This window comes from Campylobacter lari (assembly GCF_900638335.1).
GTDB lineage: Bacteria > Campylobacterota > Campylobacteria > Campylobacterales > Campylobacteraceae > Campylobacter_D > Campylobacter_D lari_E.
Window position 1 is genome coordinate 50,318 of sequence record NZ_LR134508.1, and the last position, 23,979, is coordinate 74,296.

At 31.6% G+C, this 23,979-nt stretch carries 28 protein-coding genes and 2 tRNA genes; 22 read left to right on the plus strand and 8 right to left on the minus strand.

From position 1 onward, the window contains the following. Position 1: 1 nt before the first annotated feature. Genes EL235_RS00280 through EL235_RS00290 form a run of 3 tightly spaced genes read right to left on the minus strand, consistent with a single transcriptional unit; the run spans position 2 to position 2,120 of the window. Positions 2–232, minus strand: a complete 231-nt coding sequence (locus tag EL235_RS00280) for a helix-turn-helix domain-containing protein (RefSeq protein ID WP_039625071.1) — start codon at positions 230–232, stop codon at positions 2–4. Continuing rightward, entirely contained in the window at positions 217–588 is a 372-nt protein-coding gene (locus EL235_RS00285; protein WP_039625073.1) for a diacylglycerol kinase, read from the minus strand. The genes EL235_RS00280 and EL235_RS00285 overlap by 16 nt, the downstream gene beginning before the upstream one ends. Further along, a complete protein-coding gene (locus tag EL235_RS00290) occupies positions 585–2,120 on the minus strand; it encodes a phosphoethanolamine transferase (protein WP_126340579.1) in 1,536 nt (511 codons plus the stop codon). Before EL235_RS00290 ends, EL235_RS00285 begins: the two co-directional genes overlap by 4 nt. 97 nt (positions 2,121–2,217) lie before the next feature. Here EL235_RS00290 and EL235_RS00295 point away from each other — a divergent pair, with 97 nt between their 5' ends. Next, positions 2,218–2,976 (plus strand): exodeoxyribonuclease III, encoded by a 759-nt coding sequence (locus EL235_RS00295; RefSeq protein ID WP_039625076.1) that lies wholly within the window; start codon positions 2,218–2,220, stop codon positions 2,974–2,976. On the opposite strand, the gene EL235_RS00300 is transcribed toward EL235_RS00295, so the two are convergent. Beyond that, positions 2,973–3,530 (minus strand): manganese efflux pump MntP, encoded by a 558-nt coding sequence (locus EL235_RS00300; RefSeq protein ID WP_126340580.1) that lies wholly within the window; start codon positions 3,528–3,530, stop codon positions 2,973–2,975. The two genes, EL235_RS00295 and EL235_RS00300, sit on opposite strands and share 4 nt — an antisense overlap. Positions 3,531–3,653: 123 nt before the next feature. Between EL235_RS00300 and EL235_RS00305 the strand changes: the two genes are divergently transcribed. The 6 genes from EL235_RS00305 (at position 3,654) to dcuC (ending at position 9,544) form a co-directional block, all read left to right on the plus strand. Then, positions 3,654–3,728 (plus strand) — tRNA-Glu (locus tag EL235_RS00305). Between the two features lie 155 nt (positions 3,729–3,883). Beyond that, positions 3,884–4,495, plus strand: a complete 612-nt coding sequence (locus EL235_RS00310; protein WP_052243222.1) for a BspA family leucine-rich repeat surface protein — start codon at positions 3,884–3,886, stop codon at positions 4,493–4,495. Between the two features lie 134 nt (positions 4,496–4,629). Further along, entirely contained in the window at positions 4,630–6,909 is a 2,280-nt protein-coding gene (locus EL235_RS00315) for an anaerobic ribonucleoside triphosphate reductase (RefSeq protein WP_126340581.1), read from the plus strand. Continuing rightward, on the plus strand, positions 6,881–7,390 hold the full coding sequence (gene nrdG, locus EL235_RS00320; protein WP_232017395.1) for an anaerobic ribonucleoside-triphosphate reductase activating protein: 510 nt from the start codon (positions 6,881–6,883) through the stop codon (positions 7,388–7,390). The genes EL235_RS00315 and nrdG overlap by 29 nt, the downstream gene beginning before the upstream one ends. Before the next feature lie 67 nt (positions 7,391–7,457). After that, a complete protein-coding gene (gene sodB / locus EL235_RS00325; protein ID WP_114639912.1) occupies positions 7,458–8,111 on the plus strand; it encodes a superoxide dismutase [Fe] in 654 nt (217 codons plus the stop codon). A gap of 59 nt (positions 8,112–8,170) precedes the next feature. Next, positions 8,171–9,544: a C4-dicarboxylate transporter DcuC gene (gene dcuC / locus EL235_RS00330; RefSeq protein WP_114639913.1), complete on the plus strand. Its 1,374-nt coding sequence runs from the start codon at positions 8,171–8,173 to the stop codon at positions 9,542–9,544. 357 nt (positions 9,545–9,901) lie between these two features. Here the strand turns inward: dcuC and EL235_RS07850 are convergent, their stop codons facing one another. After that, a complete protein-coding gene (locus tag EL235_RS07850; protein ID WP_164717483.1) occupies positions 9,902–10,078 on the minus strand; it encodes a hypothetical protein in 177 nt (58 codons plus the stop codon). Here EL235_RS07850 and EL235_RS07855 point away from each other — a divergent pair. Then, complete coding sequence (locus tag EL235_RS07855) at positions 10,063–10,239, plus strand: hypothetical protein (RefSeq protein WP_164717484.1); 177 nt, start codon at positions 10,063–10,065, stop codon at positions 10,237–10,239. The genes EL235_RS07850 and EL235_RS07855 overlap by 16 nt on opposite strands. 98 nt (positions 10,240–10,337) lie before the next feature. Beyond that, entirely contained in the window at positions 10,338–14,681 is a 4,344-nt protein-coding gene (locus EL235_RS00335; RefSeq protein ID WP_126340582.1) for an autotransporter outer membrane beta-barrel domain-containing protein, read from the plus strand. A 257-nt stretch (positions 14,682–14,938) separates the two neighbouring features. Here the strand turns inward: EL235_RS00335 and purM are convergent, their stop codons facing one another. Continuing rightward, complete coding sequence (purM, locus tag EL235_RS00340) at positions 14,939–15,928, minus strand: phosphoribosylformylglycinamidine cyclo-ligase (RefSeq protein ID WP_039625080.1); 990 nt, start codon at positions 15,926–15,928, stop codon at positions 14,939–14,941. Positions 15,929–15,985: 57 nt separating this feature from the next. Here purM and coaE point away from each other — a divergent pair, with 57 nt between their 5' ends. Genes coaE through EL235_RS00355 form a run of 3 tightly spaced genes read left to right on the plus strand, consistent with a single transcriptional unit; the run spans position 15,986 to position 18,007 of the window. After that, on the plus strand, positions 15,986–16,579 hold the full coding sequence (coaE, locus tag EL235_RS00345) for a dephospho-CoA kinase (RefSeq protein ID WP_039625082.1): 594 nt from the start codon (positions 15,986–15,988) through the stop codon (positions 16,577–16,579). After that, on the plus strand, positions 16,576–17,325 hold the full coding sequence (gene dapF / locus EL235_RS00350; protein WP_126340583.1) for a diaminopimelate epimerase: 750 nt from the start codon (positions 16,576–16,578) through the stop codon (positions 17,323–17,325). Before coaE ends, dapF begins: the two co-directional genes overlap by 4 nt. Beyond that, on the plus strand, positions 17,300–18,007 hold the full coding sequence (locus EL235_RS00355; RefSeq protein WP_039625085.1) for a glucosaminidase domain-containing protein: 708 nt from the start codon (positions 17,300–17,302) through the stop codon (positions 18,005–18,007). The genes dapF and EL235_RS00355 overlap by 26 nt, the downstream gene beginning before the upstream one ends. Here the strand turns inward: EL235_RS00355 and EL235_RS00360 are convergent. Together EL235_RS00360 and EL235_RS00365 are read right to left on the minus strand one after the other, a co-directional pair. Next, the gene (locus EL235_RS00360; protein ID WP_126340584.1) at positions 18,004–19,065 is read right to left on the minus strand and encodes an ATP-binding protein; all 1,062 of its coding nucleotides are present in this window, start codon (positions 19,063–19,065) and stop codon (positions 18,004–18,006) included. The two genes, EL235_RS00355 and EL235_RS00360, sit on opposite strands and share 4 nt — an antisense overlap. A gap of 19 nt (positions 19,066–19,084) precedes the next feature. Continuing rightward, positions 19,085–19,160: transfer RNA gene (locus EL235_RS00365), tRNA-Ala, on the minus strand. A gap of 226 nt (positions 19,161–19,386) precedes the next feature. Here EL235_RS00365 and rpsJ point away from each other — a divergent pair. From rpsJ to rpmC, 10 genes are read left to right on the plus strand one after another with little or no spacing between them, the layout of a single operon-like run. Next, a complete protein-coding gene (rpsJ, locus tag EL235_RS00370) occupies positions 19,387–19,698 on the plus strand; it encodes a 30S ribosomal protein S10 (protein WP_012660810.1) in 312 nt (103 codons plus the stop codon). A gap of 9 nt (positions 19,699–19,707) precedes the next feature. After that, positions 19,708–20,283, plus strand: a complete 576-nt coding sequence (rplC, locus tag EL235_RS00375; RefSeq protein ID WP_012660811.1) for a 50S ribosomal protein L3 — start codon at positions 19,708–19,710, stop codon at positions 20,281–20,283. Further along, a complete protein-coding gene (gene rplD, locus EL235_RS00380; protein WP_039617137.1) occupies positions 20,280–20,894 on the plus strand; it encodes a 50S ribosomal protein L4 in 615 nt (204 codons plus the stop codon). The genes rplC and rplD overlap by 4 nt, the downstream gene beginning before the upstream one ends. Position 20,895: 1 nt before the next feature. After that, on the plus strand, positions 20,896–21,177 hold the full coding sequence (locus EL235_RS00385) for a 50S ribosomal protein L23 (RefSeq protein ID WP_039617139.1): 282 nt from the start codon (positions 20,896–20,898) through the stop codon (positions 21,175–21,177). A gap of 1 nt (position 21,178) precedes the next feature. Next, positions 21,179–22,009, plus strand: a complete 831-nt coding sequence (gene rplB / locus EL235_RS00390; protein WP_039625087.1) for a 50S ribosomal protein L2 — start codon at positions 21,179–21,181, stop codon at positions 22,007–22,009. Between the two features lies 1 nt (position 22,010). After that, positions 22,011–22,292: a 30S ribosomal protein S19 gene (gene rpsS, locus EL235_RS00395; RefSeq protein ID WP_039617142.1), complete on the plus strand. Its 282-nt coding sequence runs from the start codon at positions 22,011–22,013 to the stop codon at positions 22,290–22,292. Between the two features lie 9 nt (positions 22,293–22,301). Next, positions 22,302–22,676, plus strand: a complete 375-nt coding sequence (gene rplV / locus EL235_RS00400; RefSeq protein ID WP_039617143.1) for a 50S ribosomal protein L22 — start codon at positions 22,302–22,304, stop codon at positions 22,674–22,676. 1 nt (position 22,677) lies between these two features. Further along, positions 22,678–23,379: a 30S ribosomal protein S3 gene (rpsC, locus tag EL235_RS00405; RefSeq protein ID WP_039617145.1), complete on the plus strand. Its 702-nt coding sequence runs from the start codon at positions 22,678–22,680 to the stop codon at positions 23,377–23,379. A gap of 2 nt (positions 23,380–23,381) precedes the next feature. Further along, positions 23,382–23,807, plus strand: a complete 426-nt coding sequence (gene rplP, locus EL235_RS00410) for a 50S ribosomal protein L16 (RefSeq protein WP_012660818.1) — start codon at positions 23,382–23,384, stop codon at positions 23,805–23,807. Further along, positions 23,794–23,979: a 50S ribosomal protein L29 gene (gene rpmC / locus EL235_RS00415; protein ID WP_012660819.1), complete on the plus strand. Its 186-nt coding sequence runs from the start codon at positions 23,794–23,796 to the stop codon at positions 23,977–23,979. The genes rplP and rpmC overlap by 14 nt, the downstream gene beginning before the upstream one ends.

A 23,979-nucleotide genomic window follows, 5' to 3' on the forward strand; every position in this document is an offset into this window, starting at 1 on the left:
CCTATTTGAGTTTATATAAGCCGTTTTTAAGTTTTTCAAGTAAAGCTTTTTCTTCTAAAAATTTAAAAGTAGAAATGATGGTTGGTTTGCTGATATTTAAACTTTTAGAAAGTTCTTCTATGTTTGCAAAGACAAAGCCATCATCATCAGCATGAAGGGCTAAAAATTCTAAAATTTCAAAGCGTTTTTTACCAAATATTTTCGTACATAGTGTTTTTACTTTATCATCCATTCTCTAACCAAATCAAAAAGAATAAAACTCCAAGTAATTATAGCTAAAACCACGCTAAAAAACACCCCAGCGCTCGCACAATCTTTTGCTTTTTTAGCCAAGATGTGAAATTCGCTCGTGCAAAGATCCACACAAGCCTCTATAGCAGAATTTAGTGCTTCTACAATCAAAATTAGCACCAAAACAAACATTAGTACAAAGTGTTCTAAAAAACTTACAGGCAAAAATAAGCTTACAAAAATCAAAGGTAAAATAATAGCAAATTCTATCCTAAAAGCCATTTCATCTTTGAGTAAAAATTTAATTCCATTTAATGCATAACTTGCATTTTTAAATAAAGAATACTTTGGTTTCATTGTGGGTTTTCCTTTAAATTTTTACTAAATAAATCATAATTTTCTTCATATTCTTTGCTATTTACGCCAAAATATCCTAGCAAACTTGAAAAAAGATTATCTTGAGAAAGTTTGTAGTCTTTTTTACCTTGTAAGTCTTGACTTAATTTACTATCCTTGCTCCAAAATATCATTGGTATGTGTTTTTGATCTTTTGGTGCTATTAAATAAGGCATACCATGTAAATAAATTCCATTTTCACCTAAGCTTTCTCCATGATCTGATAAATAAAGCAAAGAAGCTTCTTGATTTGGATTTTCTTTGAGTAAATCTATGAGATTTTTTATAATAAAATCTGTATAAAGCAAAGTATTATCATAAGTGTTTATGATTTGTTCATAAGTGCAAGTATTTAGTTCGTTTGTATCGCAAGTTGGTATGAATTTTTTAAACTCACTTGGGTAGCGTTTATAGTAGGTTGGACCATGTGAGCCTTGCAAATGCACTATGATGATTTTATTTGAGTTGGTATTTTCAAGCTCTTGTTTTACAAGCTCAAGTAAGCTCTCATCGTAATCTTTAGAGATTAATTTATGCTCTATGCGGTCACAATTTCCCTTACAACCTCCTGAGTTATTGCCAAACCAAATACTTTGCACTCCAACTTTTTGCAAGATATCTAAAACATTTTCTTCGTATATCTCATTTTCAAAACTTGTTCTTTTGTGTCTTGAAAACATACAAGGTAAGCTTTTTGCTGTAGCAGTTCCACATGAGCTTACATCGCTAAAATACACTAAATTTGGTTCATTTTTAGTATAAAAATTAGTATCATTTGTTTTATAATCACCTAAAGAATAATTGCTTGCTCTAGCGGTTTCGCCTACTACTAAAACCATAAGCTTAGTTGTATTTGTATCTTTTAAGTTTGCATCATTTGATATGATAGTTAGTTCTTTTTTGCCTGCTAGTTTTTTCTTTGTAAATTCTATGCTCGAATATATAGGATAAAAAGGTAGATTATACATTCTAATGATATTATGTGATCTTAGAAAAGGCAATAGTGTTTTGGAAGTAAAGGCAATTAAACCAAAACATATAATTAAAGCACTAAAAAACAATACGCTTTTCTTAAGTATATATCTTTGATAGTCAATCTTAGTAAAGAGTATAAGTGCACTAGGAAAAACTACAAAAGCTAGAATATATAATGCAAAAGAAAAGTTAAAATAAGAAAAAAACTCTCTATTGTCTGTCTCAACGACATTTTGTATCATGCTATCATCGATTAATACTCCATAATTACTTATAAAATAGCTACAAATCGCACAAGTGCTGAGTAAAAATATACTTAAAATTTTAGTGATATATGGAAAATATATTAAAGATAAAACACCTAATACTAAGAAAAAATAAATTCCAAAAAATACACTAAAAAGCATAGAATTTTGATTTATCTTTTCATATACAAATTCAAACAATGGAAAGTTAAATACCATAATAAAAATTGTATTAAGCAAGGTAAATTTAGTCCATGAAAGCTTTAGGTGCATTGATTTCCTTTAGATAAAATTAAAAAGCTTAGTCTATTTGAATATAATTAATAAATTACTTATAAAATAGCAAAAAATAAGATTAAAAAGGTTTTTTATGAGATTACTTTCTTGGAATGTAAATGGCCTAAGGGCAATTTGTGATAAAAATGCTCTTGATTGGATCGAAAAAGAAGAAATCGACTTTATAGGTTTTCAAGAAATCAAAGCACACGAGGATAAATTTCCAAAAAGAATTTACGAATATCCTTTTAAACATATGTATTCAAATAGCGCTAAAAGAGCAGGATATTCAGGTGTAATGAGCTTGTGTAATTTTGATAGCGAAGTAAAAAAATGCGAGTTTTTTGATGATGATGAGGGTAGGGTTTTAGAGCATAGATTTAAAAATATAGTTTTGTTTAATATCTATTTTCCAAATGGTCAAAAAGACGAAGATCGCTTGAGCTTTAAAATGAAGTTTTATAATGATTTTTTAGTGTATTTAGATAAGCTTTTAAAAGAAGGTAAAGAAATCATTATCTGTGGCGATGTCAATACTGCACATCGCGAGATAGATTTAACTCACCCAAAAGCTAATGAAAAAACTTCAGGTTTTTTACCTATTGAGCGTGCTTGGATAGATGATTTGTTAAAACTAGGCTTTGTAGATACTTTTAGATATATAAATGGTGATGTTAAAGAAAAGTATTCGTGGTGGAGCTATAGAATGAAAGCAAGAGAAAGAAATGTGGGCTGGAGAATTGATTATTTTTTCATTTCTAATGGCTTAAAAGATAAGCTTAAAAATGCCTTCATAAGAGATGATATTTTTGGTTCAGATCACGCTCCCGTAGGAATAGAAATAGATATTTAAGATAAATGTTCAAATAAAATTTTAACCGCTAGGAAAATTAAAATAGCACCACCTAGAAATTCGGCTTTACTTTTGAGATAGATGCCGAATTTATTACCTATTTTTAAAGCTAAAATACACATTATGAAAGTGATCATACCTATGCATAGCAATGCTATAAACAAATCCACTTTTAAAAAAGCAAAACTCACTCCAACAGCAAGTGCATCAATGCTAGTTGCAATAGCAAGAGCTATCATGGTTTTAAAATCAAATAAATTTGAATTTTCTTTACAGCTATCATTTTTGAAAGATTCTTGTATCATTTTACCACCTATAGCACCAAGAAGAATGAAAGCAATCCAGTGGTCGATTTTTTCTACAAACGAACCAAAAGAATCACCTAGAGTGTATCCAATAGCAGGCATTAAAGCCTGAAAGCCACCAAAATATAATCCAACTATTAAATAATGCTTTAATTTTAATTCTTTAACACTAAAACCTTTGCATAGTGAAACCGCAAAAGCATCTGCAGCTAAAGCAAAAGATAAAATTATTAGACTTGAAATATCCATTTTTCCTTCTTATTTTTAGTGGTTTAAGTAGAGTGAAATTATATATTTTTATATAAAATAGTAAATTAATGATTTATTAAGTAAAATATAGATATAATCTAAGTTTTAATATTACGCAAAAAAGGCCCATTCGTCTAGCGGTTAGGACATCGCCCTTTCACGGCGGTAACACGAGTTCGAGTCTCGTATGGGTCACCACTTTTATTTATTTCGTTTTTTATGCTATCACCAAATGTTTTCCGTGTATTTTTTATTTGAATTGTTACTATTAATTTTTTTGAAATTATTAAACATTTTAAATTTACATTAACTTCACACTTGTTTTTTAAAATATACAAAAAAAGGAGGGTAAAATGTATAGACCTAAAAACAAAAATGAGTTAATGAGTTTGGTGCAAAATGAAAGAATTTCTTTAAAAGATATTGATGTATCTTTGGTAGATGATTTTTCTTATGTGTTTTATTATTCTAAAAGACTAGATTTTTTAGGTATTGAGCGTTGGGATGTATCAAATGCTAAAGACATGTCATATATGTTTTATTGTTGCGAAAGTTTTAATGCAGATTTGTCGCGTTGGAATGTTTCCAAGGTTGAAAATATGGCAAGCATGTTTTTTAACTGCAAAAATTTCAATCAAGACTTATCAAAATGGAATACACAAAGTCTAAAAGATATGTCTTATATGTTTTTTAATTGTACTAAATTTAACCACTCTTTGTTGTATTGGAAGACTTCAAATGCTACTAGAATGGCACATTGTTTTGAAAATTGTCATGCATATGAGCATAGCGTTGCAAATTGGGATGTACAAAATGTAATTACCATGGCATATCTTTTCCATAATTGTAAAAATTTTCATCATGAACTAGATGAATGGAATATCCAAAAAGATTGCAATACTCAAAAAATGTTTGGAAATCGTGACCTTGATAAAATATACTTGGTAAAGGGTATTGAATTATAATAACAAAATTCACACAAAAAATGTGTGAATTTTCCTTTTATCTTTTTAAGTTTTTCATCAACTTTTTGTACTAAACTTATCTTTTCAAAGTGCTATCTTATAGTGCTTAGAGATTATTTTTTAGGAAAATTTCCATGAAAATAAAATTTATTATAAAAAGAGATAAGAGCCAAGTTGCATTTGATGTTTTTAAAATCAAAAATGCTATTTTCAAAGCCAATATAAACTCCACAGATGAAAAATTAAATAATGATTTTTTAGATAAGCTTTGTGATGAGGTTGTGGCTTTGCTTGATGAAAATCACATGCAAGTAGAACAAATTCAAGATAAAGTTGAAGAGGTTTTAATTAAAAATTCCTTAGTCAATACTGCAAAATCTTATATTTTATACCGTCAAAAAAGAACACAAATTCGCAATAGCAGTTATGATTTACTTAGTTTGTATGATGATTTAACTTTTAAAGACTCTAAAGAAGCTGATTTAAAAAGAGAAAATGCAAATATTAATTCAGATAGTGCTATGGGTATGATGTTAAAATATGGCTCAGAAGGTGCAAAATACTATATAGATGAGTGTATTTTGCCAAAACATATCGCAAATGCACACAAAAACGGCGATATACACATACACGATAAAGATTTTTATATGCTAACACAAACTTGCTGTCAAATAGATTTGTTAAAGCTTTTTGAAAATGGTTTTAGCACTGGACATGGAAGCTTGCGTGAGCCAAATGACATAAGATCTTATGCTTCTTTAGCTTGCATTGCCTTGCAAGCTAATCAAAATGAAATGCATGGAGGCCAATCTATACCAAATTTTGATTTTGCTATGGCAAAAGGTGTGGCAAAGACTTTTCAAAAAGAGTATAAAAAGGCTATAAACGCGTTTTTTGAAATAAAATTAGAGCAAAACTTAGATGAGCGTTGCTTTAATAACACAAAATTTCAAGCTTCAAGCGAAAAAGAATGCTTTAAAGAGCTTTTAAAACTTGGTTTAAATGATGATGAAAAATTCTTAGAAAAAGCCAATATTTATGCTTATAAAAGAGCTTTAGAGCAAACGCAAAATGCTACTTTTCAAGCTATGGAAGCTTTAGTGCATAATCTTAACACTATGAACTCAAGAGCAGGAGCCCAAGTGCCTTTTAGCACGCTAAATTATGGCACCGATACTTCATTTGAAGGGCAAATGGTAATAGAAAATTTACTAAAAGCTACGATGAAAGGCTTAGGAAATGGCGAAACACCAATTTTCCCTGTGCAAATTTTTAAGGTAAAAGAAGGTGTTAATTATAATGAAAAAGACCCAAACTACAAGCTTTTTAAACTCGCCATAGAATGTGCTTCTAAAAGACTTTTTCCAAATTTTAGCTTTTTAGATGCAAGTTTTAATGCAAAATACTATAAAAAGGGCGATTATAATAGCGAAGTGGCTTATATGGGTTGTAGAACTAGAGTTATGGCAAATGTTTATGATGAGAGCAAAGAAATCACAAGTGGCAGAGGAAATTTAAGTTTTACAAGTATAAATCTTGTGCGTTTAGCTATAGAAGCTAAAGGAAATTTAGAGCTTTTTTACTCACTTTTAAAAGAAAAATTAGAACTTGTGTATGAGCAATTACTCCATAGATATAAAATTCAAAGTCTAAAAAAGGTTAAAAATTTCCCATTTTTAATGGGTGAGGGAATTTGGATAGATTCAGATACTTTAAAAGAAAATGATAGCGTAGAGAAAGTTATCGCACATGGTACTTTGGCTATAGGTTATATAGGACTTTGTGAGAGTTTAATAGCTTTGATAGGTTCTCATCATGGACAAAGTCAAGAAGCAAAGGAACTTGGCTTGCAAATCGTGCGTTTTATGCGTGAATTTGTCGATGAAAAAGCCCTCAAAGACAAACTGAATTTTTCACTCATAGCTACCCCAGCTGAAGGCTTAAGTGGAAGATTTTTAAAACTAGATCAAAAAAAATACGGCATTTTAAAAGGCATAACCGATAAAGATTTTTATACTAATTCTTTTCATATTCCTGTAGATTTTCCCATCAGTATCTATGAAAAAATTCAAATAGAAGCTCCATATCATGAGTTAAATAATGGCGGACATATTACTTATGTAGAATTAAACGGCGATGTGAGTAAGAATTTAGAAAGTTTTGAACGCATTATAAAATGTATGAAAGAAAGCAATATAGGCTATGGCTCGATTAATTTCCCACTAGATAGGGATCCAGTGTGTGGTTATAATGGTGTGATAGATGAGTTTTGTCCAAAATGTCATAGAAAAGAAAATGATATTAAATTTGAACGCATAAGAAGAATCACTGGCTATTTAGTCGGAACGCTTGATCGTTTTAATGATGCTAAAAAAGCTGAAGTTTATGCAAGAATTAAGCACGATATTTCTTAGATTAGCAGGTGTCATAAAAGAATCCATAGTCGATGGCTATGGATTGCGTTATGTGATTTTTACTCAAGGTTGCCCTCATCATTGCAAAGGCTGTCATAACCCACAAACACATGATTTTAACAAAGGCTATTTGCAAGATTTGGCAAGTTTGTATGATGAGATTTGTAAAAATCCTTTGCTTCAAGGTGTTACTTTTAGTGGCGGGGAACCTTTTATGCAAGTAAAAAATTTAAGTATTCTAGCAAAACATATTAAAGAATTAGGACTTGATCTTACTATATATACAGGTTTTACTTATGAAGAACTATTGCAAGAAAAATCAAAAAAAGAATTGCTTATCTTGGCTGATATTTTAATAGATGGGAGGTTTGTTTTAGAGCAAAAAGACTTATCTTTAAAATTTAAAGGTAGTAAAAATCAACGCATTATCGATGTAGCAAAAAGTTTAGAGCAGGATAAAATAATACTTTTTGAAAAATAAAGACTCATTTAGTCTTTTTTAATTTAACTATGTTAGAATGTTATAAATTTTAAAAAAGGAGAACAATATGTTTGAATTAAGAAAACTACCTTATGAAGTAGATGCTTTTGGAGATTTTTTAAGTGCAGAAACTTTTGCATTTCATCATGGAAAACACCATCAAACTTATGTAAATAACTTAAATAATCTTATCAAAGATACTGAATTTGCAGGAAAAGATTTAGTTTATATCATACAAAACTCAAATGGTGGGGTTTTTAACAACGCTGCTCAAGTATATAATCATGATTTTTATTTTGATTGTATTAAACCAAAAACATGCTGTGGCTGTGGCTGTTCTTTGAGCGCTGAGTTTAAAGCAGCGGTTGAAAAAGACTTTGGTTCTATGGAAAATTTAAAAGAAGAATTTATAAAAGGTGCTACAGGGGTATTTGGTTCTGGTTGGTTTTGGCTAGTTTATAACACTCAAAATCAAAAATTAGAACTAGTGGCTACAAGCAATGCTGCTACACCTATCACTGAAGGCAAAGTTCCGCTTTTAGTAGTTGATGTATGGGAGCATGCTTACTATGTAGATCATCGTAATGCACGCCCTGCGTATTTAGAAAAATTCTACGCGCACATTAACTGGGAATTTGTAGCAAAAGCTTATGAATGGGCTATCAAAGAAGGTATGAACTCAGTAAGCTTTTACGCAAACGAACTTCATCCTGTAAAATAATCAAGTTTTTTTTAAGAAAAACTTCGTAAAATGAATTAATACAATATTAAGGAGGTTTTATGGAGGTTTTTCTTTCTGTCGTGGCTACTTTATTTTGTGTATTTATAGTAGCCTATTTTATTCTTAAAAAATACAATCCTATCTTCACTTTTTTTCTTTCTGGTATTATTATTTTAATCATTATTTCTTTAGTAACTGGTGAGTCTGTACTAAAACAAAGCTTAGGAAATCCTATTTTTGATGTCTTTGGTTTTGTAACTCAAACTTTTAAGACAAATATGGCTGGTGTTGGACTTATTATAATGTCTGTTGCAGGTTTTGCAGCTTATATGAAACATATCAATGCTTCGGCAAAATTAGCCTTTATAGCAAATAAACCATTGGGTAAAATTAAAAATAAATACCTAGTTTTAAGCGGAACATTTGTGGTGGGTATGGCTTTGAAAATAGTTATTTCAAGCTATACAGGACTTTTGCTTTTATTACTTGCTTCAATTTACCCTGTTTTAATTGCTATTGGAATTCGCCCTATCACTGCTGTATCGGTTTTATCATTAATCGCACTTGATTATGGCCCAAAGGATGGAAATTCTATAAATTTAGCAGATATGGTAGGCATTGAAAATGTTGTTGCTATGTTTTTTGAATACCAAATTTATCCTGTTATAGCTTATGTTGTTGTGATAGCTTTGCTTATTCCGTTTTATTATAGTTATATGGATAAAAAAGACTTAGCAAAAGGCGTTGTGGATAATATCGAACACATGGAAATAAAAAACCCAAATTGTCCTTTATTTTATATTTTCTTACCTTGGCTTCCTATAGTCTTTTTATTTGGTGCTTATTTTGCAAATTTATATGGATATAAAGTGAAGCTAGATGTGGTGAGTGCTAATTTTTTAAGTATAAGTTTGGTTTTTATTTTAGAGTATGCTAGACACAAAGATGCAAAAAAACTTGCAGATGATTTGATGGTGATATTAAAAGCTATGGCAGAAATTTTTGTAAGTGTTGTTTGTATTATTATAGCAGCTTCTATTTTTGCAGAAGGTATTAAAGCATTAAAAGGCATTGAGCATTTAGCTTTAGCTGTTTCTTCTATGGGGGCTTCTGCTGTGTTGCTTACTATTATAGTTTTAAGTTTTATTGTGTATTTTGCAAGTGTGATTATGGGTAGTGGGATTGCTGCTTTTAATGCTTTTGGAAGACTTGCTCCAGATATTGCTCAAAAGTTAGGTATAAACCCTATCTCGTTAGCTTTGCCACTAGAGATTGCTTCTTGTTTAGGGCGCGCTGCTTCGCCAATATCGGGTGGAATTTTAGCCTTAGCAGGCTTTGCAAAGTTAGATCCTATAGCTATTGTTAAAAGATCTACCCCTATGTTGCTTGTAGGAATGGCTTTAAATATCTTAATAGCTTGGTATTTTGCATAAATTTAGAGTGTTGGCTTAAAGCCACTACTCTAAAATGATCTTCTTTTGAGCTTTCTAAAACTTTACTTGCATTGGTAAATGGTGTTAAATTATTCTAAAAGCCATTTAAGATATAGTTAAAATTTTATTTAAAAATATAATTTAAAATTCCTTTAATACAAGCCATGCCAAAAACCCTAAGTGTGTTTATATATGGGGGGGGGAATCATAATTCTAAGATTAAACTCTCTTTAGTATTAGCAAGCTTACTTTTTACCTCAAACCCTTTAACAACAAATGAAATTTTTGCTCAAGATATAACTTTAAGTGGCGGAACTAATGGAAGCCATGCCAGTGGTGGTGGTGCTGTTATCAAGGTCAAAATAATCCAGGCGCTGCAAGCCCTGGTGGCCAAGGTGGCAATGGTGGCACTGGTGGAGTAGGTGGTAATGGCTCTAGTGTAGATTTAAGTGCTAATGTAGATTCTACCTCACTTACTCTAACTTCTACTGGTGGAACTGGTGGTAAAGGTGGCAATGGTGGCAATGGTGGCAATGGTGGCCGTGGAGGCGGTGCTGGATCTGCAGGAGGTGGCGGTAGTGCTGGAGCTCCTGGTAGCGGAGGAAATAGTTCCGGTGGTAGCTGGGGTAGTGGCGGTGCTGGTGGTAGCAATGGTGCTAATGGTAGCAATGGTACTGATGGAAATGCTTATGTAAAATACACTCAAATCAATAACCAATCTAATCTAAACATAGGTATAAAAACAGCTAATATTAGTGCAAATGCTAAAAATAACTGGGCTGATGCGCAGGGCTTGAAATTTAGTGGTGGTGAAAATAACACCCTAAAACTAGATAGCATGACAACCACAGCAACAAACACAAGTAATAATTTAAAAGCTAATGCCCTCACCTTAGAAAATACTAGCTTAAATTTAAAAAGCTATAGTGATAATGGCACTATAACTATAAACTCTTCTATAAATGGTGGAAATACAAGTGCAGAAAGTCAAGCTTATACTCTAAAAGCTACAAATTCTACTATTAATCTTTTAGATAATTTAACTCTTACTTCATCTACAAGTGGAGCTAGTGCTAATTTAGATTCTAAGCAAAAAGGTGCACACTTTAGTAATAGTACTTTAAATATAGCAACAGATAAGAAATTTGCTAGTGATACTTTAACCACACAAGATAATAGTGTTATTATAATAAGCACTGATATTGCAAACAACACAGCAGGTTTTATACAAATAACTAAAAATGCAAATACTACTAAAGATGATCTTACTATAAATATAGAAGATCAGTTTGTAAAAGATATAAAAAGTGGAAAAAAATCTTTAGAAGAAGGCGAAACAAAAGAATTTACATACACAGATAAAAAATTATTAACTGATGGTATAAAAGAATACACATTAGGAATTGCTAGTAAAGGCTTTGACTTAGAAGATACTAGATATATGACAGCTTATAAAACTTCTCAAGAAGCAGATAGTAATAATCTTAGTCTAGATTCTCTAACCATAAAACGCTCTAAAGAAGGTAAAAAAGGAGATGATGGACTTAGCTTTGATGAAGCAAATATTAATATACTAAGCCATGATAATAAGTCTGTAAGAGCTAGTACTATAGGAAGTGATGCTGGTGATGGTAAAGATGGAACTAATGCTTATCTTTATGGTAATGGTGGCGATGGAGGCCATGGTGGTAAAGGAGAAAGTCTTTTCCAAGTAGCATATCGCCTTAGTGGTTCTAGTCTTTTTAGTATCTTTGATAAAAATGCTAACATTGATGCTATAGGTGGTAATGGTGGCAATGGTGCTAATGGAGCTATGGCTGATGGAATTGATCATTTTAATGGAGTAAAAGCTGGAGATGGTGGCAATGGCGGAGCCGGTGGTGATGTATATATAGCTGGAATATATGCTAATGGATTAAATGGCAATCAAGCTTATAATCTTACCTTAAATGGTAAATTAGATTTAAAAGCTACTGGTGGTAAAGGTGGCACAGGTGGTAAAAAAGGCGATCATACCAAAGCAGACACAGAAGATGGTAGTTTTACCTTAATAGATGATAAGTTTGAAGATGGAGTAGCTAATGAGGGTAAAGATGGAGAAGATGCTAAAGATGGTGATGCTGTTATTTATGGAGTATATTTAGATAATGGCTCTAAATTAAATCTTACATCTAAAGATGGCTTTACAATGAATGCTAGTGCAAATTCAGGTACTGGTAAGGCTGAAGTATATGGAGTATATATAAACAATGGCTCTCATCTTACTTTTAAATCCGACAAAGATTTTATCATCAATGCTAGTGCAAGTGGAGCTGATGGATCTAGAGCAAGTGCTTTTTATATTAAAGATTCTTTTTTAACTATAGATGGTAATGTAAATATACAAACTACTACCACTAATAAAGCTAATGATAATACCTCAGGAGCAATTTTTAATAATGCTCATATAGATTTTAATAAAAACTCTAGTGAAACTGATAAATTCCATAAATTCCAAACTAATGATTCTGTAGTATTGGAAAAAGATAATACTATGATTTTTAATATCAATCATAATTCAGGCAAGGCAGATACTTTAAATGCAAATGAGTTTAAATCAGATGGTAAGGGTAAATTATTTGTTTCTATAAGAGATCCTTATATCAATAAAAAATTAGAAGAAGAACAACTACAAAGTGGAATATTTGAGTTTGATAATGGTGGTATTACTTTAATCAAAGGTGAAAATGGCACTCTTAAAGATGTAGAAATTGCTTCAAGTGGTAGTGGTGGATCTTATGATACTGAAAACAGACGCTATGGGGTAGAGTTATTTTTTAATGATTATAAAAACGAAGGTGAATTAAAAGTAACTAAGGTAGAAATCGTTGAAAATCATCATGGCAAAAATGGCAAAGATGGTAAAACTTATAACTATAAAACCCTTATGCATATAGGAGATGCTGGAGTATTTACTAAAACTGGTCAAAATGGCACAAATGGCGAAGCTGGAACTGATGCTTATCTTTATGGAAATGGTGGCGATGGTGGTAATGGTGGCGATGGAGAAGGCTTTAGAGTATTTGGCTTTAATAATGCTAATAATGCTAGTATAAGCAAAGATATGCAAATAAATATCACAGCAGGCGATGGTGGTAATGGTGCTGATGGTGGTTTAGGTGATGGGGCTGATCATAAATACAATCAAGGCTCTACTAATAAAATTACTTCAGGCGATGGTGGTGCTGGTGGAAGAGGTGGTGATGCTATAGCTATAGCCGCTTTTTCTAGTAAAGCAAGTTCAAATATCAATCTAGATGCTAATATAAATATAAAAACTAAATCAGGCAAAGGTGGTCAAGCAGGAACAGTAGGAAATATCCACAATGCTACTGTAATTAACAAAGATAGCAAATACACACAATCAGCTTGGGGAACTCAATACTTAGATGGTTTAGATGGAGCATCTTATGCTTTAGGTTTAGTTGCTATAAATGGAGGAGTTTTAAATATCACTAGCTCTAATGATAGTGTTAAAAATATACATGTTGAATCTAGTACCAATTCAGATGATAAAAGTAACTTAGTAGCTTATAGTCTTTATGCTAGTAATAATTCTTTAATTAGTGTAGGAACTAGTTTAAATTTAAGTGCTAAAGTAGAACAAGGCATTGGAGATAATAATAGCTCTAAGGCTTATGGTGCTTATTTGGAAAATTCTAAATTATACTTTGGTGCTTTAGAAGAAAATAAACTTAAATCTATGCAAGATTATAGAAAAATCAGTACAGATAAATTTACTTTAAAAGGCGATGCTACTTTTGGTTTTTATACGGATTTAAAAAACAATAAAGGAGATAGCATTGAAATTACTAAAGAATTAGATTTTAGTGATATTAAAAACTTTAAAATAGAAATACTAGATGATGCTGGAATTTTCTTCACTTATGAAAACCCTATTTCTCAAACTATTACAGGCGATCATACCTTAGTAGATCTTAGTCAAATCACTGATAAAAATAAATTTAAACTAGAAGGTTATTTACAAGCTTCTAATACAACGGTCACTAAAGATCAAGGTGCTATAAGATACTATATCACCCCTACTATTACCCAAGATGATAAAACAGGTAATATAGACTTAGAAAAAATAGAAGTTGTTAATAAAAACTATGGTGGCGGAGGTGGAGATAATGGTGTTATCCAAGATCCATCAGAAATCATAAGAGCTATAACAGATAGTGGATTTTTAGTTAATAGAATGCACTTATTATCAAGAAATGATTTAAGTGAGAGATTTAGAATACTAAAAGACAATAATCAAAACTATGGTATGTGGGTTCAAGGTGCTAATAATCATCTAAATCTTCACAGCAGTGCTTATGGAGATAGAAAAATATCAAGCATTTATACTTCAAGTAAGTATGGATTTGATGAGAAAAAAAGCTTTAAAAACTTTGATATGATGAATGGGGTTTATGCAGGGTATGCAAGATTAAGTTCTGACTTAAATAGTTTGGGTAGTTCTAAAATTAATAATTTTTCTACAGGATTTTATTCTGCATTTATGTTCCATGATGATAGTTATATAGAAACAGGATTTAATCTAGATCATTACAAAGCAAAAACAAATATTTCTACTGCTTTTATTAATGATCCTAGATACAATGGTGGAGATATAAATTCAAACTATAGTCAATTTGCTTATAGTGCATTTGCAGCTTTAGGTAAAAAACTTCATTTAAATAAAGGAGCTTTTTTAGATAGTTCTATAGGTGCTGATTTTACTTACTATGCTAAGAGTAAATTTAAAACATCTAATAAGATTTCAATCTATAATGAAGATTATAGAAATTTAGGTCTTGTTGCTTCTGTGCTTTTAGGTCAATATTATAATGATGAAAAAACATTAGTATATTTAAAAACAGACTTTGGTAAGTATTTTTCAGATGCTGAATATGGAAAACTTTCAGATCCTTTAATGGGGACTTGGCGTTATAAAAAAGGAGATTATGATTATAGTTTCTTAAATGCTGCTATAGGATTTAAAGTTCAAGCTAAAGATAATTTAGAATTAAGCTTTGAAACCAATCGTTACTTCTTAGATGATACAGATGCTAACTATGGATTTAAAGCAGAAGCTCGTTATAAGTTTTAACACTAACCCTAGCTTTAAGCTAGGGTTTTTTAAAGGTAAGGAATGAAGCAAAGTATAAAAAGATTTTTTATTACTATTATGATTATGGTGGTTTTTTTATCTTTATATGTTACTATAAATTAAAGAAAATGATTTAATTTCCTAGAGTTTGCTTAGATGAAATTATAAAACAACAAAAAAATATTCAGGGTTTAACAAAGACAGCAAAATAACTCCTTTTTAAGCAAACTCGTTAAAGTAAATTCTAGGAAGTTAAATTACTCTAAAATAACCCCTTCGTTTAACACAACTTCGCCTATTACATAAGCGTCTGAGCTCTCTAAAACTTTTCCTACATTAGATGGATCTACCACCATAACTAAGCCCACGCCCATATTAAAGCTTCTATACATTTCAGCCTCTTCTACACTTTGGCCTATTTGGTAAAAAATTTCAGGAGTTTTTAAATGATGTTTTCTAATGATTGCGCCTATTCCCCTTGGGAAAACTCTAGGTAAATTTTCTACTAAACCACCGCCTGTTATATGAGCTAGTGCATTGATGAAAGGCTTTAATTTTAAAAAGTCTTTTACATAAATTCTTGTAGGTTCAAGTAAAATATCGATTAAATTTTTACCATCTATTTTATCATCAAACTTAAGCTTTTGTGCCTCAAATAATACTTTTCTAGCTAAAGAATACCCATTAGAGTGAAGTCCGCTACTAGGTAGAGCTAGCAAAATATCTCCATTTTTTACAAAATTTCTTCTATCTATCTCATCTTTTTCGGCCATACCCACTGAAAAACCTGCCAAGTCAAAATCATTGCTATGATACATTCCAGGCATTTCAGCAGTTTCTCCGCCTATTAAGGCACAATTTGCTTTTTTACAACCATTAGCAATCCCCGCTACTACTTTTTTGGCTACTTCTACATCTAACTTTGCAGTTGCATAATAGTCTAAAAAAAACAAAGGTGTAGCAAAATTGCAAATTAAATCATTCACGCACATTGCTACTAAATCCTCGCCTATGGTGTCAAATTTTTGACTATCAATAGCAAGGCGTAGCTTCGTACCCACCCCATCTGTAGCTGCTAACATAACAGGGTTTTTAAAACCACTTGGCATAGCAAAAGCACCCGAAAAAGAGCCTATACCACCTAAGACATTTTCATTAAAAGTTTCTTTTACTAAAGGCTTGATTGCTTCTACAAAAGCATTGCCATTGTCTATACTCACGCCCGCATCTTCATAGCTTATATTCATTTATCTTCCTTTAAGAATTTAAAAGGTATTTTAACTAAAAATAATTAAGGCTAAATTATGCAAAATGCTTATTTTGTAACTTCAAGTATAGCAGGTGGAAAGTCAAGCTTTATAAAAATAGTTCAAAATTTGGGTTTTGATACTTTAAGCGCAGATGTGATAGCTCATGAGCTTTTAAATGAAAATGCAAATTCCATAGCTAAGCTTTTTAAGAATGATGATTTAATCATAGCAGGAAAAATAGATAGAAAAAAACTCGGTGCTATTGTATTTAATGATTTAAATGCTAAAAAAAAGCTAGAAGATTTTTTGCATCCTAAAATCAAAGAAGTGGTTTTACAAAAAGCACAAATTTTAGAAAAGAAAAATAAGGCTTTTTTTATAGAACTGCCTTTGTTTTTTGAAAATAATCATTATCAGAATTTAGGAAAAAGTATATTGATTTATACTCCAAAAGAACTTTTACTTCAAAGGCTTATGCAAAGAGATAATTTAAATGAAAATGAAGCCTCAAAAAGGATTAATTTACAGCTTGATATAGAAGAAAAACTAAAAAAAGCAGATTTTGTGATAAAAAATAACTCAAGTTATATGAATTTTGAAGAAAATGTGCTAAATTTTTTAAAACACACTTTAAAGGTTGAAAAATGAAATTTTACAAGTATTGTGCTAGTGGGAATGATTTTGTAGTGTTTGAAGATAATGAAAAAAAAGATCGTAGTGAGTTAGCCAAAATTCTTTGTAATCGTTATGAAGGCATAGGTGCTGATGGACTTATAGTAGTTGTGCCTCATGATAGATATGATTTTGAATGGGAGTTTTATAATTGTGATGGGAGCAAAGCAAATATGTGCGGCAATGGCTCGCGTGCAGCAGCTCATTTTGCTCATCATTATTTAAAAAAATCTCAATATTTAAATTTCTTAACCGGAGCAGGACTTATAAAATCTTTTGTTGATGATGATATGGTTGAAATAAAACTTAGCGGGGTAAAAGATATAAAAAAATCTTTTGAATATAAAGGTAGAATTTGGCAAGGCTGTAATACTGGAGTTCCACATATAGTAACCTTTGTTGATGATTTAAATAAGTTTGATATAAATTTATGCAAGGAAGTGCGTAAAAAATATAATGCAAATGTAAATTATGCTAAAGTAGAAGATGATGAATTTATAAGAGTTAGAACTTATGAACGCGGGGTGGAAGATGAGACTTTAGCTTGTGGCACAGGTATGGGAGCTTGTTTTTATCTAGCGTATTTAAATCAAGAGGTAAAAAATGATATCTTGGTAAAGCCAAAGAGTAATGAAAGTTTGTATTTTAGATTAGAAGAGGATCAAATATTTTTTAGAGGAAAGGTAAAGAGCTGTTTTGAAGCTGATTATAATTTTACTTAGTAGTATTTTATTTTTAAAAGCTGAATTTATAGCAGGTTTTGATGAACAATATTATGCTTTAAGTGTAAAAGAAAAGCGTGAAGTTTTTATCAAAAAAATTAGCGCCTTGTTAGATGTTTCTTTTAAAGAAATTGAAAATGAAAAAGAATTTGTAAATATTTTTTTTAGGGAAGCTTTAAAGAGTAATTTTAGAAAGCTAAATTCTAATGCTGTGCAAAAACTATGGTCTTTAAAAGAAAAATACCGTGTTAAAAATTTATACGATCATAAAGAATACCAAATGCGTATCCAAAAGGTACCAAAGTCCTTAGCCATAGCTCAAGCTATTATTGAAAGTGCAACCGGCACTAGTCGTTTTGCTAAAGAGGCAAATAATTTATTTGGAGAATGGACTTGGGGCGAAAAAGGTTTGGTGCCAAAGGAAAGAGGCGAGGGTAAAACTCACAAAATTCGTATATTTGATAACTTGCAAGAAAGTGTGGATTCATATTTGCTTAATTTAAATCGTCATGATGCTTATAAAGAATTTAGAGCTTGGCGGTGGAACACTATAAGTGAAAATAAAAAACTTGATGGCAAAGAAGCAGCAAGTCATTTAGAAAAATATTCAGAGATTAAAAGTAATTATACCAAGCTTATTATTTCTATTATAGAGCAACACAATCTTGATGAGTTGGATTAATTTCCTAAAGCCCACTCATCAAAAGGTAAAATCATCACGCGCACTCCTTCAATGAAAAACTCATCTCTTTGTGAAAGCGTGATGATGTAAATAGTCGAAAGTGCGAGTTGGTTTTTGCTAAGGATTTTTTTGACTTTTAAGCTAAGTAAATCTTTGTCTTTAAAGGGCGAGCATAAAAATGCATTTTTAAGACTTGGTAAGTAAAAATCAAAATGCTTAGTATAAAAAATTTCTTGCTTAAATTTAAATAACTCACTTAAAATCAAATTTTCAAACAATGCGCTAAAGTCTTTTTGTATGCTTAGAGAATTTTTTAGTGAAAAATCCCAAAAATATACTTTTTTTAAATTTTTTTCAAGATTTTTAACAAAATACAAAGTGTAGTTTGATTCTAGTTTTTCTATGCTTTTATATAAGGTATCTTTTGAAATTTTTATGTTATTTTTTAGGGTTTTTAATAGCTCATTAACGCTAAATTCACCCCCAAGCTCTAGGGCAATTTGTTTGAGTATGGTAAGTTCTAATGGGCTATAAAAGCTTTTTAAGTATGATGAGTTTGTGTTAAAGTTGTGATTTAAAATCACATTACGTCCTGTGTGTAAAAAATAACTTACCATGGTTTTGGTATCAGCATATTTTTTATTTAGACTTAAAAATTCTTCAAAATCTAAATAATCTAAATGAAGTTCTTCAAACTGATCTAAGCAAAAATTACTATCACAAACGCTTAATATGATTTGCAAATTAAGGTGTTTTAAACTAGCAAAGTCAAAATCATGAGTAAAGTTGCAAAGTGCTAAAAATTTAATCTGTGGATTATAAGTTAAAAACGAATTTAAATTTATTAAAGCACTTGCTTGAAATTTTAAATCATCACAATCAATAAAAAGTATATTTTCTGCTTTATATAAAGACAAAAAATTTAAAATCAAATTTTTCTTACCACTTGCAAAACCACCTTTTATGATGATATTTTTATGGGTTTGGATTTGAATTTTTCTTTCATCAAATTTTTGAAATTTTGGGTAATTATCGTAAAAAAATTGCAGCGATTTCATAGATTTCTTTAATACTAAATGGTGGAGCATAGCGGGTTCGAACCGCTGACCCCAACGCTGCCAGCGTTGTGCTCTCCCAGCTGAGCTAATGCCCCTTTAGATTTTGAAATCATACTATATTTTTTCTTAGATTTTCTTAATGTATAAAAAATCTTTTAAAATTTATAAAATTTTATTTTTATCCTTTTTAAAAGGAAAATAATTAAAAAAAATGTATAAATTTCTTGACATAGCAAAGTATGTTTTTATATAATCTCAACATCATTTTATATGGTGGTTAGATTCTTATGGGTCTAACGAGTTCTTTACAAAGGAAAAAATATGGAAAGAATCAGGCTTAAGCTAAAAGCTTATGACCACAGAGTTCTAGATCGCACAGTTGCAGCAATTGTAGAAGCTGTTAAAAGAACAGGTGCTGACATCAGAGGTCCAGTGCCAATGCCTACAAAAATCAAAAGATACACAGTTTTGAAATCTCCACACATCAATAAAGATTCACGCGAACAATTTGAGATGAGAATTCATGCTCGTATGCTTGATATTGTAGCAGCTACTCCAGATACAGTAGATTCACTCACTAAGCTTGACTTGGCTCCAGAGGTCAATGTTGAAGTAAGAGCTATGGGTAAATAAGGATAGAATATGGAATACATTGTAGAAAAAATTGGTATGAGTAGAACAATCAGCACACCAAGCATTCCTGTAACCTTACTTAAACTTGTTCAAACTAAAGTATGTGAAGTAGAAAATGGAAAAGCTTTGGTTGCTTATGTAAAAGGCAAAGCAAATAATAAATGCATTGCAGGTCAGCAAAAAAAATACAATCTTTCAGCTGAATATAATAGATTTGCTTCTTTAGAAGTAGCAAACACAGAAGCAGGCGATATTGATCTTAATCCTTTAAAAGAAGCTTCTATTTTAAAAGTAAGCTTTAATTCTAAAGGTAGAGGTTATAGTGGGGTTGTTAAAAGACACGGATTTGCCGGAGGTCCTGCAAGTCACGGTTCAAGATTCCACAGACGTCACGGATCAATCGGTAACCGCGAATGGCCAGGTCGTGTTCAACCAGGTATGAAAATGGCAGGTCATTATGGTAATGTAAAAGTTACTGTTAAAAATGAAGTAGTTTCATTTGATGAAGAAAATGGCATCTTAGTAGTAAAAGGTGCGGTACCAGGATTTAATGGTGCTATGGGTAAAATAAGGATTGCAAAATGAGTAAAGTAACTGTTTTAAATGATAAATTTGAAAAAGCTAGTGAACTCGATCTTCCAGCAAAATATGCAGAAGTTAATCCTCACAACCTTTATTTATATGTAAAATCTTATCTTGCTAGCCTTAGAGCAAACACAGCTCATACTAAAGGTAGAAGCGATGTAAGCGGTGGTGGTAAAAAACCATGGAGACAAAAAGGTCGTGGTGGTGCAAGAGCAGGTTCAACAAGAACGAATGTTTGGGTTGGTGGTGCTGTGGCATTTGGTCCTACAAACAATCGTAACTATTTCCAAAAAGTTAATAAAAAACAAAAACGCTTAGCGCTTGAAAGAGCATTGGCTGATAAAGCACAAAACAATGCATTATTCTCAGTAGATAGTTTAAGCATTGAAAGCGGTAAAACAAAAGATGCAAATGCAGTTATTAAAAAGCTTGGTTTAAAAGATGCTTTAATTGTAAAAGATTTACTAGATGAAAAAACACTTCTTGCTTTTAGAAACTTAGCAAATTGCTATGTAGTTGATATTAGCGAAGTAAATGCTTATTTAGTATCTGTATTTAATGCTGTTATCATTGAAAAAGCAGCGCTTGAATCTATCGTAAAAGAGGGTTAAAATGGCAGATATTACTGATATAAAAACAATACTTTACACTGAAAAAAGCTTAAACCTTCAAGAGCAAGGTGTTGTAGTTATTCAAACTTCTCCAAAAATGACTAAAAATGGTCTAAAAGAAGTTTTAAGAGAATATTTTGGTGTAACTCCAGTAAGAATTAATTCTTTAAAAATGGATGGAAAAGTAAAGCGTTTTAGAGGTCGTGAAGGTCAAAGAAATAGCTTTAAAAAATTCTATGTTAAGCTACCAGAAGGTGTGAGCTTAGAAAGTTCGGAGGCATAAGATGGCAATTAAAACTTATAAACCATATACTCCAAGTAGAAGATACATCACAGGTGTAAGCTCTGATGATATCACAGCAAAAGCTAGTGTGCGTTCATTACTTGTCAAACTTCCAGCTCATGCAGGTCGTAACAATAATGGTAGAATCACAAGCCGTCATAAAGAAGCAGGTGCTAAAAAACTTTACAGAATTATAGATTTTAAAAGAAGAAAATTTGGTATTGAAGGTAAAGTTGAAGCAATCGAGTACGATCCATACAGAAATTGCCGTATTGCATTAATCTCTTATAGAGATGGTGAAAAAAGATACATCTTACAACCAAAAGGTTTAAGTGTTGGTGATGTTATTTGTGCTGCTGAAAGCGGACTTGACATTAAACCAGGTAATGCAATGAAATTAAGAAACATCCCAGTGGGTACTATCGTACACAATATCGAGTTAAAGCCAGGTAAAGGCGGTCAAATGATCCGTTCAGCAGGTGCTTATGCTCAATTAATGGGTAAAGAAGAAAAATACGTTATCTTAAGACTTGCAAGTGGTGAAATGAGACAAGTTTTAGCTGAATGTATGGCAAGTATAGGCGAAGTTGGTAATGAAGAATGGTCAAACGTGACTATTGGTAAAGCTGGTAGAAATCGCCATAGAGGTATTCGTCCTCAAACAAGAGGTTCTGCGATGAACCCAGTTGATCACCCGCACGGTGGGGGTGAAGGTAAGAAAAATTCAGGCCGTCATCCAGTTACTCCATGGGGTAAACCAACTAAAGGTGCTAAAACTCGCCGTAAAAAAGCTAGCGATAAGCTAATAATTTCAAGAAGAAAAGGAAAGTAAGATGGCTAGGTCACTAAAAAAAGGTCCTTTTGTTGATGACCATGTAATGAAAAAAGTCATCGCTGCTAAAAAAGCTAACGATGGTAAGCCAATTAAAACTTGGTCAAGACGCAGCACTATTATACCTGATATGATAGGTTTAACTTTTAATGTTCATAATGGAAAAAGCTTTATCCCAGTATATGTTACTGAAAATCATATCGGTTACAAATTAGGTGAATTTGCACCTACTAGAACATTCAAGGGTCACAAAGGCTCTGTTCAGAAAAAAATAGGTAAGTAAGGGAGATTTATGAGTAGAGCGTTAATTAAATTCATAAGATTATCTCCAACTAAAGCGAGATTGATTGCTAGAGAAGTTCAAGGTATGAATGCAGAGCTTGCATTAGCTAGTTTGAAATTTATGCCAAATAAAGGTGCTAAATTTATAGCAAATGCTATTTCAAGTGCTGTAGCAAATGGCGGATTTGAAGCAAATGAAGTTGTTGTTTCAAGTTGTCGTGTTGATGCTGGTGCGGTTTTAAAAAGATTTAGACCAAGAGCTAGAGGAAGTGCTAGTCGTATTAGAAAGCCAACTTCACACATTTTGGTAGAAGTTAGTAAAGTAGAAGCAAGTGCTGAAAAAACTACAAAAGCTAAAAAAGCATCAGTGAAAAAGGAAAGCTAATATGGGACAAAAAGTAAATCCGATTGGTTTAAGACTAGGAATTAATAGAAATTGGGAATCAAGATGGTTTCCTACAAAAGCTAATTTAGCAGAAAATATTGGTGAAGATTATAAAATCAGAACTTTCTTAAAAAGAAAACTTTATTATGCAGGAATTAGCCAAATTCTTGTAGAAAGAACAGCGAAAAAATTAAGAGTAACTGTTGTAGCTGCAAGACCAGGGATTATTATTGGTAAAAAAGGTAGTGATGTTGATATTTTAAGAAAAGAACTTCAAGATTTAATCAAAAAAGAAGTTAATATCAATATTAAAGAAGAAAGAAAAGCAGGTGCTTCAGCTCAGCTTGCAGCTGAAAGTGTTGCTACTCAACTTGAAAAAAGAATTGCTTTTAGAAGAGCAATGAAAAAAGTAATTCAAGGAGCGCAAAAAGCAGGTGCTAAAGGGATTAAAGTTTCAGTTTCAGGCCGTTTGGGTGGTGCTGAAATGGCAAGAACTGAATGGTACCTAGAAGGTCGTGTTCCACTTCACACTTTAAGAGCAAAAATCGATTATGGTTTTGCAGAAGCACACACTACTTATGGAAACATAGGTATTAAAGTATGGATCTTCAAAGGTGAAGTTTTGCAAAAGGGTGTTCAACCTGAAAAAACCGAAGAAAACGCTCCAGCTAAAAAAACTAGAAGAGCAAGAAGAGGTAAATAATCATGTTAATGCCAAAAAGAACAAAATATCGTAAAATGATGAAAGGGCGTAACAGAGGTTATGCCAACAGAGGGACTGAATTTACTTTTGGTGATTTTGCCCTAAAAGCAACTGAAGCTGGCCGTATCAATTCACGTCAAATCGAAGCAGCTCGTATTGCTTTAACTCGTTTTGTAAAAAGACAAGGTAAAACTTGGATTAGAGTTTTCCCAGATAAACCTCTAACTAAAAAACCTTTAGAAACTCGTATGGGTAAAGGTAAAGGTGCAGTTGAGGAATGGGTAATGAACATTAAACCAGGTCGTATCATTTATGAAATGGCAGGGGTTAATGAAGAAATGGCAAGACAAGCTTTAACTTTAGCGATGCACAAATTGCCATTTAAAACTAAGTTTGTTACAAGAGAGAGCCAAAATGAAATATACTGAGATTAAAGATAAAACAGCAGGTGAGCTTGCAACAATGCTAAAAGAAAAAAAGGTGCTTTTATTTACTTTAAGACAAAAGCTAAAAACAATGCAGCTAACTAATCCTAAAGAGATTAGCGAAGTTAAAAAAGACATCGCTAGAATCAATACTGCAATTAGCGCTTTAAAATAA